Genomic DNA, 17,977 nt, shown 5'->3' on the forward strand with positions numbered 1-17,977 from the left:
AAATGGAGTGTGTATAAATATGTTAAATGGAACTGAAACTGATGCGGTTTTTTTAGCCCTTCGTTTACGTTGCGGTGTCATACAAGGGGCATTTCCTGAAAGACGTGTGCGCCACGTTTACCGCGTACACCCGGGGCTGAGGATATTTCACTCAAAATATGTACGAGCAGGGAAAGGTCTGAAAGGCTCCATAAAGCCGAATACTTCAAAGTTGGCGAATTTTTGTAGGTTAATTCCTATCTTTCTGTGGGTTGGGTCTCTGCCTACTGTTGCTCGGGGGGGGACGCTATGCCAACTAGCAGATGACTAGGCTATTGTGCTTTCTCTAAATAATTCGAACAGCGAAATTGGACTTTCTCATGAATAAAGTGCTGATCGTGGATGATCATCCCGTCATTCGGCTTGCTGTGCGCATGCTAATGGAGCGTCATGGTTATGAGGTCGTTGCCGAGACTGATAACGGTGTCGATGCGTTACAACTTGCGCGGGAACATATGCCGGACATTGTCATACTGGATATTGGAATACCCAAGCTCGATGGCCTTGAAGTTATTTGTCGGTTAGCTTCAACCAAGCAAGCCGTATCGTTCAAGGTCCTGGTGCTGACGTCCCAGGCGCCTGGTCATTTTTCCATGCGCTGCATGCAGGCCGGGGCTGCGGGCTACGTGTGCAAGCAGCAGGACTTGACCGAGTTGCTGAGCGCCATCAAGGCAGTGCTTTCCGGCTACAGCTATTTCCCGAACCAGGCGCTCAATTCGGTACGCTCCACGATGGGCAACGCCAGTGAAGCTGACATGGTTGAACGTTTGTCGGGGCGGGAAATGATGGTGCTCCAGCAACTGGCCCGTGGCAAAACCAATAAGGAAATCGCCGATGGCATGTTCCTCAGCAACAAGACCGTCAGCACCTACAAGACGCGCCTGCTATTGAAGCTCAATGCCCGCTCCCTGGTCGACTTGATAGAACTGGCCCAACGCAATGGCTTGGTGTGAGCAGGGCGCTCCGCCGCTCTGACGTTCCTGTAACAACCGGCACAAAAAAGCCTCCGTCAGGGAGGCTTCCGACCGTCTGCCAGAGGGTCAAAGATCGAAGTCGTAATCGGCCAATTGTTTCTGTAAGCGTCGCTCTTCCAGAAGATTGTCGATAGTTCGGCGTTTGCTCAAATTGGTCTTGGCTACCTCTGCGACGGGCGCTGGCGCCTCATCGTCTTCCAGCTCCACCAGGTCGTCATCAACTTCGATTTGTTCTTTGCCAGTGCTCATAGGTTCACTCCAGGCTAAGACTGCCGTTGGCGCCCCTTATAGCGATAATCCACGAACGGGTAAAAAAGATTTTTTCAATCGATGGATAGAGAAAACCCCGGAACCCTCAATCGTCGGATGTCTTGTGCTTGTATTCGCATAAATCTTCGATCCTGCAGCTGCCACATCGAGGCTTGCGCGCCTGGCAAACATAGCGCCCGTGAAGAATCAGCCAATGGTGTGAATCGAGCAGATAGGGCTTGGGCACGAATTTCATCAGTTGTTTTTCGACCTCGACCACATTCTTGCCGCGAGCGATGCCGGTTCGGTTGCTGACGCGAAAAATATGGGTGTCCACCGCCATGGTGAGTTGACGGAATGCGGTGTTGAGCACCACGTTAGCGGTCTTGCGCCCGACTCCGGGCAGCGCTTCCAGGGCTTCCCGGGTTTGCGGCACTTCGCTGGCGTGTAGCTCCATGAGCAGGCGGCACGTCTCGATCACGTTCTTGGCCTTGCTGTTGTAAAGGCCGATGGTCTTGATGTACTCCGATAATCCCTCCACACCCAAGGCATAAATAGCCTCTGGCGTATTCGCCACCGGGAATAGCTTGGCCGTGGCCTTGTTGACGCCAACGTCGGTGGATTGGGCCGACAGGATCACCGCGATCAACAGCTCGAACGGCGAGGAGTACGCCAGTTCAGTCTTGGGTTCCGGATTGTCTTCGTGAAACCTGCGGAAAATTTCCAGGCGTTTTGCAGCGTTCATAAGGGCGGACGTTTCCTTGCAGGCGGTCGACGTGATTGTAGCAATACACAGTGCAGCATCAGCTGTGGGTCAGGTGTTGCCGGTAGCGTCGGCTTCGGCATCATGCAGCGTCTGCTCGGCGGCGTTCAGCGCGGCGCTCAGGCTGGCCAGTTGTTGTTTATCTGCCTGTTGATCCTGGGCCTTTTTCAACTCGGCCCGGCGCATCGCCAGTTGAATCTTGGCGCGTTTGAGCTCAGGGCCCTGGGTGGTCGGCAGCGTTGGCGGGCTGTTGCCTTCCAGCGCGGTAAGCGCCTGCTCCGAGGCTTCGAACTGCCTTTGCAGGACAATCAATTGCGACTGCTGCTCATAAGTCGGCGGATGCCCAAACGCCTTCAGGGACTTGTGCAGTTGAGCACGGCTCATGGCGAGATTGATTTTGGCTTGCTTGATCGCGGCATCCTGAACGGCCTGGTGGGGATCAGCTTGTGCCGCTGCCACGGGGGCCGTGCGTTTGGCCCGCGCCAGGCGTTCGGCGAGCTTGCAGGCTTCCTCACGTTGCAGGCGCGCGTTGCGCTGTTCGAAACGCCGCCGAGCGCGGTCGCGTTTGAGGCCACGTTCGTGCCGTTCGTGATCGCTGCCCGCCAGGCCGCCTACGATAGGCAAGACGTCAGCGATTGGGCGCAGCTCGATGCAGTCGACAGGGCAGGGCGCTACACACAGGTCGCAGCCGGTGCACTCGTCGATAATTACCGTATGCATCAACTTGGCGGCGCCCACGATGGCGTCCACCGGGCAAGCCTGGATGCATTTGGTGCAACCGATGCATTCGGCCTCACGGATATAGGCGACCTGCGCCGGCGCGTCTCCACGGCTGTTATCCAGGGCCAGCACTGGCACACGCAGCAATTGCGCGAGCCCGGCGATGGTTTCCTGGCCTCCGGGTGGGCACTTGTTGATTGCCTCGCCGTTGGCGATGCCTTCGGCGTAAGGCTTGCAGCCCGGGTGCCCGCACTTGCCGCATTGAGTCTGCGGTAGCAGCGCGTCGATACGTTGAATGAGGTTCATGCTTTGATCATAGCGTTGACGCCAGGCCCACCGGTGCAGGCAGGCTGAAAAGCCCCGGCGTCGAAGCGCCAGGGCATCTTGCAGGGTTTACTTGATGCGTTGACCCGGCTTGGCGCCGCTGTCCGGGCTCAGCAGGTAGATTTCTTCGCCGCCAGGGCCAGCCGCCATCACCATGCCTTCAGATATGCCGAACTTCATTTTTCGTGGCTTCAGGTTGGCGACCATCATGGTCAGGCGACCATCGAGCTTGGACGGGTCCGGGTAAGCGCTCTTGATGCCGGAGAACACATTGCGTCGCTCGCCGCCCAAATCCAGGGTCAGGCGCAGCAGCTTGTCGGCACCTTCCACGGCTTCGGCCTTGACGATCAGTGCAACGCGCAAGTCCACGGCGGCAAAGGTGTCGAACTCGATTTCATCGGAAATAGGGTCCTTGGCCAGCTCGCCATTACCTGCGGGCGCAGTCGAACCGGTATCCGTCTGGCTGGCGACCAGGTCTTCTTTCGAAGCGTCGGACATGGCCTGGACTTTCACCGGGTCGATGCGGGTCATCAGGGGCTTGAACGCGTTCAACTGGTGGTTGCTGAGCAGCTTGGCGTGGTCATTCCAGGTCAGTGGCGCGACGTTGAGGAACGCTTCTGCGTCGGCGGCCAGCAGCGGCAGCACCGGCTTGAGGAAGATCACCAACTGACGGAACAGGTTGATGCCGGTGGCGCAGATCGCCTGAACCTCGGCCTCTTTGCCTTCCTGCTTGTTCAGCGACCAGGGTGCCTTGTCCGCAATCCAGGCATTGGCACGGTCAGCCAGGCCCATGATTTCGCGCATTGCACGGGCAAAGTCACGGGCTTCATAGGCGTCGGCGATGCTCGGCGCGGCGGCCAGGAACGCATCGGTCAGTTCCGGAGCGGCATTTTCAGCGACCAGTACCCCCGCATTTCCCTTGTGGATGAACCCGGCACAACGGCTGGCGATATTGACGACCTTGCCGACCAGATCCGAGTTGACCTTCTGGACGAAGTCTTCCAGATTCAGGTCTAGGTCGTCGACGCCACGGCCCAGCTTGGATGCATAGTAGTAACGCAGATACTCCGGCGACAGGTGGTCCAGGTAGGTGCGCGCCTTGATAAAGGTGCCACGGGACTTGGACATCTTCTGCCCGTTCACCGTCAGGTAGCCGTGCACGGCAATGCCGGTCGGCTTGCGGAAGCCCGAACCTTCAAGCATCGCCGGCCAGAACAGTGCGTGGAAGTTGACGATGTCCTTGCCGATGAAGTGGTACAGCTCAGCGGTGGAGTCTTTGCCCCAGAACGCATCGAAGTCCAGCTCTGGCGTGCGGTCGCAGAGGTTCTTGAAGCTGGCCATGTAGCCAATCGGCGCATCCAGCCACACGTAGAAGTACTTGCCCGGCTCGCCCGGGATTTCAAAGCCGAAGTACGGCGCATCGCGGGAGATGTCCCACTGCTGCAAGCCGCTGTCGAGCCATTCGGCGAGCTTGTTGGCCACGGCGTCCTGCAGGGTGCCGCTGCGCGTCCAGGTTTGCAGCATCTGCTGGAAATCCGGAAGCTTGAAGAAGAAGTGCTGGGAATCCTTGAGCACCGGGGTGGCGCCGGAGATGGCCGACTTCGGATCCTTCAAGTCAGTCGGGGCATAAGTTGCGCCGCATTTTTCGCAGTTGTCGCCGTACTGGTCTGCGGTGCCGCATTTCGGGCAGGTGCCCTTGATGAAGCGGTCGGCCAGGAACATTTTCTTTTCCGGATCGAAGTACTGGGTGACCGACCGCTGGTCGATGTGCCCGGCTTCCTTCAATCGCAGGTAGATCTGGCTCGAAAGCTCACGATTTTCGTCGGAGTGGGTCGAATGGAAGTTGTCGAAATCCACCAGGAACTCGGCAAAGTCGGCGCTGTGTTCAGCCTGCACATTGGCGATCAGTTGTTCCGGGGTGATGCCTTCCTTTTCGGCGCGCAACATGATGGCCGAACCGTGGGCGTCGTCCGCGCAGACGTAAATGCATTGATTGCCGCGATGCTTCTGGAAGCGCACCCACATATCGGTCTGGATGTACTCAAGCATATGGCCAAGATGGATGGAACCATTGGCATAGGGCAGGGCGCTGGTGACGAGGATCTTGCGTGGCTCGGACATGGGGCTCGGCTACTTGATGAAACGGAGGTCGGCCACTATAAAGCGCCGGGAAATTTATTTCACCCCGTGGTGCTGTTTCAGAATTTTCCATCCCTGCGAAAGCATGCCGCTGGCGGTCTGGAACGGTTAGGATAGCCGCCTGTTTCAGTCAGTCTTTTTTCGGGAGTTGCCCATGAGCGCCGTCAATCGCGCAGCGGTGGAAGCCGTTCTTCGCCAGTACACCGACCCCTATTTGAACCAGGACCCGGTCAGTGCCGGCTGTGTACGGGCTATCGAGGTCCAGGGTGACCAGGTATCGGTCCGGTTGGAGCTGGGCTATGCCGCTGGCCTGTTCAAAAGCGGATGGGCGCAGATGTTGCAAATAGCCATCGAAGGCCTCAATGGCGTGCGCTCGGCCAAGGTCGATATCCAGTGCGTGATCGCGCCGCACAAGGCCCAGGCGCAGATCCCTGGCCTGGCCAACGTCAAAAATGTGATCGCCGTGGCGTCGGGCAAGGGCGGTGTGGGTAAATCCACCACCGCCGCCAACCTGGCCCTGGCCCTGGCCCGCGAAGGCGCGCGCGTGGGCATCCTCGACGCCGATATCTATGGGCCCAGCCAGGGTGTGATGTTCGGCATCGCCGAGGGCACACGGCCGAAGGTCAAGGACCAGAAGTGGTTTGTGCCGATCGAGTCCCTGGGCGTGGAGGTCATGTCCATGGCTTTCCTGACCGATGACAACACGCCGATGGTCTGGCGCGGGCCGATGGTCTCCGGTGCGTTGCTGCAACTGGTCACCCAGACCGCCTGGGGCGATTTGGACTACCTGGTAATCGACATGCCGCCCGGTACTGGCGATATCCAGCTGACCCTGGCGCAGAAAGTCCCGGTGGCCGGCTCGGTGATCGTCACCACGCCTCAGGACCTGGCATTGCTGGACGCGAAGAAAGGCGTGGAAATGTTTCGCAAGGTCAACATCCCGGTGCTGGGTGTGGTGGAAAACATGGCCGTTCACATCTGCTCCAACTGCGGCCATGCCGAGCATCTGTTCGGTGAGGGTGGTGGCGAGAAGCTGGCGACTCAATACGGTGTCGAACTGCTGGCCTCATTGCCGCTGTCGATGGCCATTCGTGAACAGGCCGACGGCGGCAAGCCCACTGTGGCTGCCGAGCCCGATGGTCAGATTGCCATGGTCTACCAGGAGTTGGCCCGCCATGTGGGCGCCAGGATAGTGTTGCAGGAAGCGATTGCTCCCGCGATGCCGACGATCACGGTCAGCGACGACTGAACCTTGCGTAGGAACGTTACCTGTCAGGCTCGTTACGCTTTTTCCGCAGTAACCTGTGTAAGCATTCGCTTACTTTTTTGTAGGTATTCGGTTTTTTTACAGGGTGTGAGCGTCTCGAATCCGTGAGCGATGTTTCTAACTGATTGAAATAAAACAGTTATTTATCTCTGTGTAAACGCCCGCGCCCTGCAGTCGCCCAGTTGGATCCCGTTGAACTTATTTTGGGATTCTCTAACATCAGCCCTGTGTCCACGGATTGGCACGGCCATCAAGGAATGATGGTTTGAAGGAATGTCGCAGGATGCGATCATCAGGACGATGAAAAGGAATACAGGGACTAGGGAAAAAATGTGGGCGGGTCATACCGCCCCTTTTTTCGCCTGTAGAAAAGTGAAACCGACTACGTAGAAACGCAAAAAGGCCCGCAAGGGGCCTTTTGGGACGGTGACGCTATCAGCGTTCGAGCTGTGCAATCTTACCTTTTTTGCCGTCCCACTCCGCTGCATCGGGCATCGGATCTTTGCGTTCAGTGATGTTCGGCCAAATCTCTGCCAGCTCGACGTTCAACTGAATAAATTCCTGCATCTCTGCCGGGACTTCGTCCTCGGAGAAAATCGCAACGGCCGGGCATTCTGGTTCACACAGGGCGCAGTCAATGCACTCGTCCGGGTGAATGACCAGGAAATTCGGGCCTTCGTAGAAGCAGTCCACCGGACACACTTCTACGCAGTCGGTGTACTTGCACTTGATGCAGTTGTCGGTGACGACGAAGGTCATTTCTAATTTTCTCCTCAGGCGGCGGCAGCGAAACCCTGTGTGGCAGGGCTCGCGAGGTTCGGGAGCGATAGTCTGCAGGCCAGGCTCATAGCCCGCAGCATCCCAAACCGCGCGAGAGTCTACCAGCTTGCAAGCGTCAGCGTTATATCCGAGTCTTCAGTGCATATAACATTTCGAGCGCTTTGCGTGGGGTCAAGTCATCCACGTCGAGCTTAGCCAACTCATCGAGTACCGGATGGGGCAGGCTGGCGAACATATCGCTCTGATGCGGCACCGCGGATTTCTTGCTGGCCTTGGCTGGGCTGGCAACGACCGTTTCATGGGGCAGGGCCGTGGTTTCAAGGCGGCTGAGGTGCTCGCGGGCGCGGGTGATCACATCATTGGGCACACCGGCCAATTGTGCCACCGCCAAACCATAACTCTGGCTGGCCGGGCCCGGCAGCACATGGTGCAGGAACACGATGCGCTCGTTGTGCTCGGTGGCATTGAGGTGCACGTTGGCTACCAGCGGCTCGCTTTCCGGTAAAACGGTCAGTTCGAAGTAGTGAGTAGCAAACAACGTATAGGCGCGCAGATGAGCCAGGCGTTCGGCCGCCGCCCAGGCCAGCGACAGGCCGTCGAATGTGCTGGTGCCGCGCCCCACTTCGTCCATCAGCACCAGGCTACGCTCGGTGGCGTTGTGCAGGATGTTGGCGGTTTCGCTCATTTCCACCATAAACGTCGAACGCCCACCGGCGAGGTCATCACTGGAACCGATCCGGGTAAAAATCCGGTCCACCAGGGACAGCTCGCAACTGGCCGCCGGCACGAAGCTGCCGATGTGGGCCAGCAGCACGATCAATGCGGTCTGGCGCATATAGGTGGATTTACCACCCATGTTCGGACCGGTAATCACCAGCATGCGGGTGTCGTCGTCCAGCGACAGGTCGTTGGCGACGAACGGCGTGGTCAGCACCTGCTCTACCACCGGGTGGCGCCCTTGCACGATACGCATGCACGGTTCGCTGACAAACCGTGGGCAGTTCAAATCCAGGTTCAGCGCACGCTCCGCGAGGTTGCTCAACACATCCAGCTCCGCCAGGGCGGCTGCGGTGTCTTGTAGCGGTGCCAGGCGGCCGATCAAGTCTTCGAGCAAGGCTTCATAAAGCATTTTTTCCCGCGCCAGTGCGCGGCTTTTGGCCGACAGCGCCTTGTCTTCGAAGGCTTTAAGCTCTGGAGTGATAAACCGCTCGGCGCCTTTGAGGGTCTGGCGACGTTGATAATCGATAGGCGCCGACTCGGCCTGCTTGCTCGGCAACTCGATAAAATAGCCGTGCACCCGGTTGTAACCGACCTTCAGATTGGCCAGCCCGGTGCGGGCTTTTTCGCGCGCCTCCAGGTCAATCAGGAACTGCCCGGCGTTTTCGCTCAGCGATTGCAGCTCATCCAGTTCACTGTCGTAACCCGTCTTCAGAACACCGCCATCACGGATGATCGCCGGCGGGTTGTCGATAATGGCCTTTTCCAGCAGGGCCGCGAGATCCGGGTATGTGCCGGCGGTGACGGCCAACTGCTGCAGGTGCGCAGTGTCCAGCTCGGTCATCGCCGCCTGCAATTGTGGCAGGGCACCGAGGGCATCGCGCAGGCGCGCCAGGTCACGTGGACGCGCGTTGCGTAGGCCGATTCGCGCCAGGATGCGCTCTATATCGCCAATTTCTTTGAGTTGCGGCTGCAGCTTTTCAAAGCGATAGCCGTCCAGCAGGCAGGTAATGGAAGACTGACGCGCTTGCAGCACGCTCAAATCCCGCAGCGGACGGTTCAGCCAGCGGGTCAGCAAGCGGCTGCCCATGGCGGTCTGGCAGCGGTCGACCACCGATTGCAGCGTATTGTCACGCCCGCCCGACAAGTTGGTATCCAGTTCCAGGTTGCGACGGCTGGCGCCATCGAGTACCACGGTATCGTCCAGACGCTCATGGCGCAGGCTGCGCAAGTGCGGCAAAGCAGTGCGCTGGGTTTCCTTGGCGTAGCTGAGCAGGCAGCCGGCGGCGCCGATGGCCAGGGTCAAGGTTTCGCAACCGAAACCTTTGAGGTCCTGCACGGAGAATTGCTGACACAGGCTTTTAAGCGCCGAATCTCGCTCGAAATCCCATGGTGCGCGCCGCTTGGTCCCTCGGCGCTTCTCCGCCGGCAGGTCCTTGGGCCAATCGTCCGGAATCAACAACTCCACCGGGTTGATACGTTCCAACTCCGCCAGCAGGTTCTCCCAACCCTTGATCTCCAGCACGCTGAAATTGCCGCTGGTGATATCCAGTACCGACAGGCCGAACAAACGCTCATCACCCAGGACAGCTGCGATCAAGTTATCGCGCCGCTCATCCAGCAGCGCCTCATCACTCACCGTCCCCGGCGTAATAATGCGCACCACCTGGCGTTCCACCGGCCCCTTGCTGGTCGCCGGATCGCCGATCTGCTCACAGATCACCACCGACTCGCCCAGCTTCACCAGCTTGACCAGGTAACCTTCCAACGAATGGTAAGGAATCCCACACATCGGAATCGACTGTCCCGCCGATTGCCCACGCGCGGTCAGGGTGATATCCAGCAACTTGGCGGCCTTCTTCGCATCCTCATAGAAGATCTCGTAGAAGTCGCCCATGCGATAGAACATCAACTGATCAGGGTGCTGGTTCTTCAGGCGCCAGTACTGCTGCATCATTGGAGTGTGGGAGGACAGATCGGAGGCGTTTTTACTCATTGGGTAATAGGCAAATTCGTTGAAAGTGATGGGGCAAAGGGCGCGCTTGGCCCAGCATTTTTTGCGATGGCGGCAAGGTTAACACGCGAGGTCGGGGGTTCGCAGTTTGCAAAAGGCCAGGTAATACGCGGGAAGAAAAGCGGCTATGCATTAAAGGTGCACGAAGTGCCGTCTGTAGAGGCTTTACTTTGCCCTGCGACCGCTGGCAGGAAACAAACCTCTGATAACACCCAGGAAAGCCGCAAACAGATTGATCGAAGTTGCGGTGGTGATGGCCATTAACACGTTATCCGAGAACGGCGCTTTACCGGAGTAATACGTCGACCAGCCATTCCACACGAGGAGGACCGCCCAGAAGATCACGCCGCAGGCAGCAAACCAAAAGGCGCGCCCCGCATATTTCTTGCGCAGCTGCCTTTCGGCCTTCTGGTCTTTCAGATTCTGGTTTCTTTCATCGTCGGTGCCTATGGCTTGCTCGCCACCGGCTTGGGAGTCCTGGTCAGGCCCCGCCATGGGGGGCAGGGTGAGTTCCAGGTTGTCGAGTTCTTCACTCACGGATGCGGCTCTTTGGGTGAATGAGTGCTGCCATGTCTTCCCAGTCAATGGCGGAACCGTCGGCGCCCTTGAGGGCCCAGGCTGTGCCGTCCTCGTGGGAAAGGTTGGACAGTTGAGTGCCGGACCATTTGCCGTATTTGTTAATGATCCGGTCAATCAAACGATGGGTGTAGGTATCGCTCTCAGGAACCCTCGGTGTAACAAAGACAATGTCTTCGTCGTCGGGCTTCAAATTGCTGAGCAGCGAAGTCACGGGACGGCTGCCGTAGGATTTCAACTCATGGTAAAGCGATGGAATGACCGGGCCATATTGCCAGCGGGCAAAGTGGTCATCCATAAGCGGTTGATCCCGCTCGCGCAGATGCCAGGACTGGGTATAGAACAGCAGCTTTTGCAGCTTCATCGGCGTCAGGCCTGAAAGCTTGCCTTCCTTCGCGCGTTCAATGAAGGCGTTAGCGACAGCTAGAGCTGAATAAGCCATGAGCACCTCCGTCGTTGCTGGCTAGGTTGTTACAGAGTTTATACATAGGCCCTGAATTGTCGATAAGCAAGGGCGGCTGTCAATCTGCGCCCTTTTTACATCTGGTCGCCTGCGAGTATATGAAGTCGCACGGAATGATAGAGGCTGTTTGACTGTTCGTATATACAGTATTTTGTTTCAGATTCGCCTAATCAGCTTGTTTAATGCATAAATATGCAAATTAGCATTTGCCATCCGCAAAAACTCTCGTCACTATTCCGGTTATGCAAAAACGCAACGTTTCTATCGTCTTGAAAGAGCTGCTGGATCGCGACCGAATCTCCCCCACGGAGCTTCATCGGCGCACTGGCGTGCCTCAATCCACCCTGTCCCGGATCCTCAGCGGCAAGATCGTTGATCCGTCGGACAAACACATCTCACGCATCGCCGAATACTTCCGCGTCAGCACCGACCACCTGCGCGGACGCGCAGCGGTAGGTACCTTGCGTGATGACGGGCGCGACCCGATGCATTCGGAACTCAAGGACATAAGCCTGTGGGACGACGACACCCCCGTTAATGATGACGAGGTGTCGATCCCCTTTCTGCGTGAGGTTGAATTGGCTGCTGGATCAGGAAGATTCGTCATCGAGGAAAGCGAGAAGGCCAGCCTGCGCTTTGGAAAGCGCAGCCTGCGGCATAACGGCGTGCAGTTCGACCAGGCCAAATGCGTGACGGTACGTGGCAACAGCATGTTGCCGGTGCTGCGCGATGGCGCGACGGTGGGGGTGAATGCCGGCAAGAGCGGGATTGGCGACATCGTCGATGGTGACCTGTATGCCATCAATCATAATGGCCAGCTGCGGGTGAAACAGCTCTACCGCCTGCCGTCCGGGATTCGTCTGCGCAGTTTCAATCGTGACGAGCATCCGGACGAGGACTACAGCTTTCAGGATATCCAGGATGAGCAGATCAGCATCCTCGGCCATGTGTTCTGGTGGGGCATGTATGCCCGCTGACCTACTTACGTAAGGCAAAGCCCGCCAACGAGCGGGCTTTTTTTCGTCTGCAGAAAACCGGCAAACCCTCTGCCCGTCAGGCTTTTCATGCATGAGCGCATCCGTTTGGCAAAAATAAATGCATTTGTGCATTGACTGTATATGCATACATGCATATTCTTCACCTCAAGCCAGCCAACAAGGCCTGGTGGAGGCGGCAAGGATGCTGCCAAGGAAGACAAGGAAGGCACGTAACACCGGCAAGGACGCCATCGAAGCGATGGCAAGGATGCCAGGCAACACCGGCAAGGATGCCGACGCTCTTTAGTGGTAGCGCTTCAAAAACAGGCAGCGATGAACCGGCCTTAACGGTTCAGAGGGTTGGCAACTGACCCGGGTGTGCAGCGTAAAGCACCAGAAGCAGTTATCCGGCAGACAGGGATCGTGGTCGGAAAAACATTGAGGAAAGGACCGTACCGCGCCAGTAGCGCCGAAAGTCCGCAGACAGCATTACTGAAAAGCCTGGGCAACCGGGCTTTTTGGAATGCCTACCTATCGAAGTATGTGTAATTGAAAAACGGACTATTCAGTGCTCAGCCAGGAGGCGTGACATGACAAACGAACAACAAGCGTTAGCGGAAATGCCTATCTGGCTGGTGATTATATTGGCGTTGATCGGCGGGGTGTCCGGCGAAATGTGGCGCGCCGACAAGGAGGGCGCCCGCGGCTGGTCGCTGATTCGGCGCCTGGCGCTCCGCTCCGGGGCGTGCATGGTCTGCGGGGTTTCGGCCCTGATGCTGTGCTACGCCGCCGGTATGTCCATCTGGACCGCCGGCGCCATTGGTTGCCTGACCGCCATGGCCGGTGCCGACGTGGCCATCGGCCTTTATGAGCGCTGGGCGGCCAAGCGCATCGGGATCAATGAAGGTTCCCGTCAGGACCCGCAGTAACCGCAAGGACGCTACTCAAATGACCCTTATCGAAAAGCCATCCCAACTCCCCCAGGCTATCGGCGTGGCGCTGCATGCAGCCTTCCCCGACCTCAGGGTCGGCAGCCACCAGGACTTCCAGAGCGACGCAGAAAAAACCGGCGTGATGGTCACCGTTGAAGGCAGTGGCCCTGGCATCCGCTCTCGCGAAGGCCGCAAGGCCCATGCCCTGGCCATTTCGCTCACCGTCATGGTTGCCCCCGGCGCCTTGCCGTTCGATGCCTGCGACCTGGCCAGCCAGTTGATGGACTTGGTGCTGGACAACCGTTGGAGCCTGCCCCAGTCCCAGTGCGATTTGCCAACCAATATCGTCGCCGCTCCCTCCGGGCGTGCAACCGCAGCCACGGACTATGACACCTGGACAGTGTCCTTCACTCAAACCCTCTACCTCGGACCGATGTTGCTCGATGATCCTACAGGCCAACCGCTGTTTGCCTCTACCTGGGACGTCTTGGACATCGATGACCCCGATCAATACAAGCCCTTGGCGGAGTAGCCCATGTTCGACACGCTGTTACGCATGCAACTGGGGCCGATTGTCGAGCGCCTGGCGGAGATGGAGGCCCAACTCGAAGACCTCTACCGACGCGCTGAAAGCTTCTGCCGAATTGGCATTTGCCAACAGGTCGACGCCGCCAGCAATACCTGCAGGGTCAGCCACGGCGAGTTGCTCACGCCGGCCATCCGCTTCTTCAACCCCAGCGCCGGTGCGCAAACCGAAACCCGTATTCCATCCGTGGGCGAGCAATGCCTGCTGCTCAACTACGGCGGTGGGGAAGGGGGCTCACAGTCTGTGGCGCTGTTCGGCCTCAACAGTAGTCTCTTTCCGCCTGTTTCCACTGTGCCCTCCTTGACCCGGCGACGCCATCAGGACGGCACGCAGAGCGACTACGACGACGCCAGTCATACGTTTAACTGGGTCAACGGGCCGACGATGCTCAGCGCTTCCCGCGAACAGGTCGACGTCAAGGTCGGCGCCGCCAGTCTGACCCTCAGCCCGCAGGGCATCATCCTGCAAATCGGCGGCACCGCACTGTTACTGGATGCCGGCGGCGCTCACTTCAGCGGCCCGGTGATAGACCACCAAGGTCGAGTCATCAGCCCCTGATAAGGACATTCCATGATCGGCATCGATCGCAATACCGGGGCAGCCGTCGATGACTGGCTGCAATTCGTGCAGCGCGCCACCCGAGCGCTGACCACACCCGTCGGCACGCGGCAGAAGCGTCCGCTGTATGGCTCGCTGATCCCGCAACTGCTCGGGCAGAACCTTGGCGATGACCTGCTGCTGCTCGCTCAAAGCCATGCCGCCCAGGCGTTTTACAACGCGCAGAACGGCATCGGCGATTTCCAGCCCGAGGTCATCGTCGCCACCCGCCAGGGCGCCGGGCTGCTGCTGCGCTTTGCCGGTACCTGGAAAAACCGCCAACAATCCTTCGAGGTCGTGACATGAGCATGCTGATCCCTGGCCAGAACCAACTGGCCGAGCCGGCGATTATTGCAGTCGATGAGTTCGAGCCGCTGCTCGCCGAATTCAAGGCGTTCGTGGTCGATTACGTTGCCACCCGTGCGCCGCAAAGCGCGGCCAAACTCGAGGTCAGCCTCGACAACGAAAGTGAACTGCTGACGTTGGCGCTCGAGGCCTTCTGCGTGCGCCTGCAAACCCATGAGCGCAAATACAATGCACGCATCAAGCAGATGCTGGCGTGGTGGGCCACCGGCAGTAATCTGGATGCGCGCTTGGCTGACATGGGCCTTGAACGCCAGGTGCTCGATCCCGGTGACCCGGCGGCCTTCCCGCCCGTGCCGCCGACCCTGGAAAGCGACGACGATGCTCGCTTGCGTTATTACCTAGCGCCCCATGCCCCGGCTGCCGGCTCGCGGATGCAGTATCGCCGCGAAGTGTTCACCCTCGGCGAGCGACCCACGGTCAAGGTACAGAGCGCCTCGCCGGGCGTGGTGACTGTCAACTACACCTTCGACCCGGACGGCTATGCGGCACAGGTCAAGGACGGCAATGGCCGTCGCACCGCGCCCGGCGAGGTGATGGTCACCGTGTTGTCTCGTGAGGGCGACGGTACCCCCTCTGCCGATTTGCTTGACGGTGTACGCCGACATTTCGCACGGCCGGATGTACGGCCGGAAACCGATCTCGTCACCGTCCAGGGCGCACAAATTCAACCCTACAAGATTCGCGTCATCGCCAAAATCAACGCCGGCCCGGACTCGGGCCTGACCCAAGTGGCGGCGCAGCAATTGCTGCAGACTTACGCGGACTCCTGTCATCGCCTGGAAGGACGCGTCGACCCCAGCTGGATCGATTACGCCATCCACAGCGCAGGGGCGGCGCAACTGCAAATCCTCGAACCGCTGGCGCCGATTGTCAGCAGCGCGTTCCAGGCCCCGTATTGCACGGGTGTCGAGGTGGAGGTGCGTACGCTATGAGTGAATCTGACGCGAGTTTGTTGCCGGCCAACAGTTCACCGCTGGAAAAAGCCCTGGACTTGGGCTTCGGCCAGTTGCTCGAGCGAGTCACGCCGCCGTTTCCGGCGTTGATGAACCCACTGCAAACCCCCAGCGAATTTCTTCCTTACCTGGCCGCCGACCGCGGGGTCAGCGAATGGGATGCCGACGCCAGCGAATCGGAAAAGCGCCTGACCGTGGCCTTGTCCTGGCAGATCCAGCGCCAGGCCGGCACACCCAAGGCGCTGAGCTATGCGGTGGAGTCACTGGGATTCACCCCCAACATCAGCGCCTGGTATCAGCAGCGGCCAATCGGTACGCCCTATACCTTCGACGTGCAGGCGATCATTGGGCGCAGTTGGTCCAGTGGCGACCACAACCGGCTCATCCGCCGCATCAACGCAGCCAAAAGCGAGCGGGATCAGGCGACGATTACGGTTGTTCACGAAACCGAAGGTCGGCTTGCGTTGACGCAGGTCCTTCATGCCCCGCTAAGCGACGGCGAGCTGTATTTAAACGGCGCGCTGCCGGAGTTGGCGTTGGTTGCTCGACTTAACAGTGTCGGCGTTGCCCGGCACTACACCATTAACGACTACGACCTCAGGGCGCAGCCATGACAGATGAAATCACGCGCCTGGTGCGCTTCACCTTCAAGGGTTTGGATGAAGTGCTGCAGGCAAAGAATCAGGGCCTCAAAGCCGAAATCACCCACATCGGCGCCGGTACTGGTCGCTACAACCCAGACGGTACAGAAGTGGCCTTGCGCGATGAGCGCCAACGGGTCGCCATCGTGGATTACGAAGACCTGGGCGAGCGCCAACTCAGGATGGCCGCGCTGTTTGACGGCGACGGTGAGTATGAGATTGGCGAGTTCGGTTTTTACCTCGCCAGTGGAACCTTGCTGGCGGTGTATTCCGTGGAAGGGAAGTTGCTGACGTATAAAGCAGCGGCGGCGCGGGTACTGCAGAAGTTCACACTGGATATTTCGCCGTTGCCGGCGGATAGCGTGACGATTGTGGTGGGGAATGAAAACTTGAATGTGTTGTTGGCTGAGGAGATCGCAATTATGGCGGCGGCTTCGGTTGGCAATATGTCGCGGCACGTTGATTTGATGTTTAGGGTCATGCAGTTGGAAGCACAGTAGGGCCGCTTACAAAAACGCTGGAAAGACTAAATTGACAGGGAGTTAATGATGGGAATTGAAACGACTATCACGAAGGTTGTGGATGCATGTAATAAGCTGACGGAAACGGTCACCAATCAGATTGGCAAGATTGATGCGCAGGTAGATGCTGCATCGAGCCAGTTTACGATTTGGCGAAGTAGCGTGCAGGCTAAGGATATCAACGGTCGTGCATCTTATTCGCAAATAATTGATCTCACCGGCCTATCCACCGAAATTTTCTATCCGGTTTGGTGGCGTATGCCAGGTAATGAACAAGGGATTTCGGAAATAATCATTTCCAGAAACTATGCGCAAAACCATGAGTTGAACCCGTTTAATAACAATTTTGAACCTCACGTTGCTGGTTTAAATCTTCAAATGGAAGGCTGTGGTATTCCTTGGAACGGCGATGCGAATTTTTTGGCGATAAAACGAGTCTCTCAAACCTATCGAGAAACTGTTCGTAGAGCGCAGTTTGCAATGCTGTCCTTCGTTCGTCCGGTTACGGGGCTGAAGCCGATTTGGCTTAACTTGACACCAGGTGTTTTAACCACCTCTCCACAAGAGTCTGGGTGCTATTTACGTGGTGGCTTAAGTTATCTTGTAACTAAAAGCTTTCAAGAACCGGTGAAGTTTAGTCGTATAGATGAGGAAGTCGAGCTTAGTCGGGCAGTTACTCCTGAGTACGAGATTTCTTGGAAGGTAAAGCCGTTCGTGATGGCAGCCCCAGAGCTGGGTGATACATATCCTGAAAGTAACACTGCTTATACATTGGATAATGATAAACGCTATGCAGTGAAAGGAGTATGACCATGGCCCGCACTATCAAAAAGCTGCTACTGGGCTCGGGTGAAACACTTATCAATGTTCCTTTGGACCGTCCAACATTGATTTCGCTTGGATTTAGCGAGTCTCGCGCCGAGGAGCTTTGCAAGGAAGCTGAGAGCGCTGCAAAGCTGGAGGAGGCTATTACTGCACGTCGTACTCTTTACGCTACCCAGGCCGATCCTCTGTTTCTGGAATGGCAATACGACGAAACCCCAGAAAAAGAAAAGGCATGGCGCGATAAAGTCGCCGAAATCAAGGCGTCGTATCCCTTGCCCGACCGCATCTGACCACCACCGCGAAAGCGGTTTTTTTTTCGCCCTCCCAAAGCCCCTCCCCGCAGGGGCTTTGGCGTTTCTCACCCGGAGAATCCTACCCATGCCCACCCGCCAAACCTACACCGTCCTCATCCCTTTCCCCATCGGTAACGGCCACTGGTCCATCGCTGGCGAGGAGCTTGAATTGCTGGACGTCGAAGCATCCGCCCTGCGCACCGCCGGCCGCCTGGAACTGACCAGCGTCCTCAACTCCACCCCCAAGAAGGCTGACTAATC

General features: G+C 58.0%; 21 protein-coding genes. 13 read left to right on the plus strand and 8 right to left on the minus strand.

What is annotated here, in order from left to right; translation table 11 throughout:
* The first annotated feature begins 359 nt into the window (after nt 1–359).
* Nucleotides 360–992: a response regulator transcription factor gene (locus tag C4J84_RS05770; protein ID WP_003188986.1), complete on the plus strand. Its 633-nt coding sequence runs from the start codon at nt 360–362 to the stop codon at nt 990–992.
* Nucleotides 993–1,079: 87 nt separating this feature from the next.
* Here the strand turns inward: C4J84_RS05770 and C4J84_RS05775 are convergent, their stop codons facing one another.
* The 4 genes from C4J84_RS05775 to metG form a co-directional block, all read right to left on the minus strand.
* On the minus strand, nt 1,080–1,262 hold the full coding sequence (locus C4J84_RS05775) for a PA3496 family putative envelope integrity protein (protein ID WP_124361519.1): 183 nt from the start codon (nt 1,260–1,262) through the stop codon (nt 1,080–1,082).
* 106 nt (nt 1,263–1,368) lie between these two features.
* Complete coding sequence (gene nth, locus C4J84_RS05780; RefSeq protein WP_124361520.1) at nt 1,369–2,007, minus strand: endonuclease III; 639 nt, start codon at nt 2,005–2,007, stop codon at nt 1,369–1,371.
* Between the two features lie 69 nt (nt 2,008–2,076).
* A complete protein-coding gene (gene rsxB / locus C4J84_RS05785) occupies nt 2,077–3,051 on the minus strand; it encodes an electron transport complex subunit RsxB (RefSeq protein ID WP_124369817.1) in 975 nt (324 codons plus the stop codon).
* A gap of 87 nt (nt 3,052–3,138) precedes the next feature.
* Nucleotides 3,139–5,190, minus strand: a complete 2,052-nt coding sequence (metG, locus tag C4J84_RS05790; protein ID WP_124369818.1) for a methionine--tRNA ligase — start codon at nt 5,188–5,190, stop codon at nt 3,139–3,141.
* A gap of 172 nt (nt 5,191–5,362) precedes the next feature.
* Here metG and apbC point away from each other — a divergent pair, with 172 nt between their 5' ends.
* Nucleotides 5,363–6,457 carry an iron-sulfur cluster carrier protein ApbC gene (apbC, locus tag C4J84_RS05795; protein WP_124369819.1) on the plus strand — a complete coding sequence of 365 codons (1,095 nt, stop codon included), beginning with the start codon at nt 5,363–5,365 and terminating at the stop codon, nt 6,455–6,457.
* Between the two features lie 453 nt (nt 6,458–6,910).
* Here the strand turns inward: apbC and fdxA are convergent, their stop codons facing one another.
* The 4 genes from fdxA to C4J84_RS05815 all read right to left on the minus strand — a co-directional run bounded on the left by fdxA (nt 6,911) and on the right by C4J84_RS05815 (nt 11,004).
* The gene (gene fdxA / locus C4J84_RS05800) at nt 6,911–7,234 is read right to left on the minus strand and encodes a ferredoxin FdxA (protein WP_124361524.1); all 324 of its coding nucleotides are present in this window, start codon (nt 7,232–7,234) and stop codon (nt 6,911–6,913) included.
* A 142-nt stretch (nt 7,235–7,376) separates the two neighbouring features.
* Nucleotides 7,377–9,968 (minus strand): DNA mismatch repair protein MutS, encoded by a 2,592-nt coding sequence (gene mutS / locus C4J84_RS05805; RefSeq protein WP_124369820.1) that lies wholly within the window; start codon nt 9,966–9,968, stop codon nt 7,377–7,379.
* Between the two features lie 183 nt (nt 9,969–10,151).
* Nucleotides 10,152–10,523, minus strand: coding sequence for a hypothetical protein (locus C4J84_RS05810; protein ID WP_124366017.1), 372 nt, complete (start codon nt 10,521–10,523; stop codon nt 10,152–10,154).
* A complete protein-coding gene (locus C4J84_RS05815; RefSeq protein WP_124366018.1) occupies nt 10,516–11,004 on the minus strand; it encodes a Panacea domain-containing protein in 489 nt (162 codons plus the stop codon). The genes C4J84_RS05810 and C4J84_RS05815 overlap by 8 nt, the downstream gene beginning before the upstream one ends.
* A gap of 263 nt (nt 11,005–11,267) precedes the next feature.
* Here C4J84_RS05815 and C4J84_RS05820 point away from each other — a divergent pair, with 263 nt between their 5' ends.
* The 11 genes from C4J84_RS05820 (at nt 11,268) to C4J84_RS26220 (ending at nt 17,975) form a co-directional block, all read left to right on the plus strand.
* A complete protein-coding gene (locus C4J84_RS05820; RefSeq protein WP_124361528.1) occupies nt 11,268–12,002 on the plus strand; it encodes an XRE family transcriptional regulator in 735 nt (244 codons plus the stop codon).
* A 590-nt stretch (nt 12,003–12,592) separates the two neighbouring features.
* Nucleotides 12,593–12,931, plus strand: a complete 339-nt coding sequence (locus C4J84_RS05825) for a phage holin family protein (RefSeq protein ID WP_124357270.1) — start codon at nt 12,593–12,595, stop codon at nt 12,929–12,931.
* A 19-nt stretch (nt 12,932–12,950) separates the two neighbouring features.
* Nucleotides 12,951–13,466 (plus strand): hypothetical protein, encoded by a 516-nt coding sequence (locus C4J84_RS05830; protein ID WP_124369821.1) that lies wholly within the window; start codon nt 12,951–12,953, stop codon nt 13,464–13,466.
* Between the two features lie 3 nt (nt 13,467–13,469).
* Nucleotides 13,470–14,078: a phage baseplate assembly protein V gene (locus C4J84_RS05835; RefSeq protein WP_124369822.1), complete on the plus strand. Its 609-nt coding sequence runs from the start codon at nt 13,470–13,472 to the stop codon at nt 14,076–14,078.
* 12 nt (nt 14,079–14,090) lie between these two features.
* Complete coding sequence (locus C4J84_RS05840; RefSeq protein ID WP_124361531.1) at nt 14,091–14,423, plus strand: phage baseplate protein; 333 nt, start codon at nt 14,091–14,093, stop codon at nt 14,421–14,423.
* A complete protein-coding gene (locus tag C4J84_RS05845) occupies nt 14,420–15,415 on the plus strand; it encodes a baseplate J/gp47 family protein (RefSeq protein ID WP_124369823.1) in 996 nt (331 codons plus the stop codon). Before C4J84_RS05840 ends, C4J84_RS05845 begins: the two co-directional genes overlap by 4 nt.
* On the plus strand, nt 15,412–16,050 hold the full coding sequence (locus C4J84_RS05850) for a phage tail protein I (protein WP_124369824.1): 639 nt from the start codon (nt 15,412–15,414) through the stop codon (nt 16,048–16,050). The genes C4J84_RS05845 and C4J84_RS05850 overlap by 4 nt, the downstream gene beginning before the upstream one ends.
* Nucleotides 16,047–16,577, plus strand: coding sequence for a hypothetical protein (locus C4J84_RS05855; RefSeq protein WP_124435061.1), 531 nt, complete (start codon nt 16,047–16,049; stop codon nt 16,575–16,577). The genes C4J84_RS05850 and C4J84_RS05855 overlap by 4 nt, the downstream gene beginning before the upstream one ends.
* Before the next feature lie 48 nt (nt 16,578–16,625).
* Nucleotides 16,626–17,408, plus strand: coding sequence for a phage tail protein (locus C4J84_RS05860; RefSeq protein ID WP_124369826.1), 783 nt, complete (start codon nt 16,626–16,628; stop codon nt 17,406–17,408).
* Between the two features lie 2 nt (nt 17,409–17,410).
* Nucleotides 17,411–17,713 carry a hypothetical protein gene (locus C4J84_RS05865; protein WP_164487764.1) on the plus strand — a complete coding sequence of 101 codons (303 nt, stop codon included), beginning with the start codon at nt 17,411–17,413 and terminating at the stop codon, nt 17,711–17,713.
* Nucleotides 17,714–17,801: 88 nt separating this feature from the next.
* Nucleotides 17,802–17,975 (plus strand): hypothetical protein, encoded by a 174-nt coding sequence (locus C4J84_RS26220; RefSeq protein ID WP_164487812.1) that lies wholly within the window; start codon nt 17,802–17,804, stop codon nt 17,973–17,975.
* Nucleotides 17,976–17,977: the final 2 nt, after the last annotated feature.

It is taken from the genome of Pseudomonas sp. R11-23-07, from assembly GCF_003852295.1.
Taxonomy (GTDB): Bacteria; Pseudomonadota; Gammaproteobacteria; order Pseudomonadales; family Pseudomonadaceae; genus Aquipseudomonas.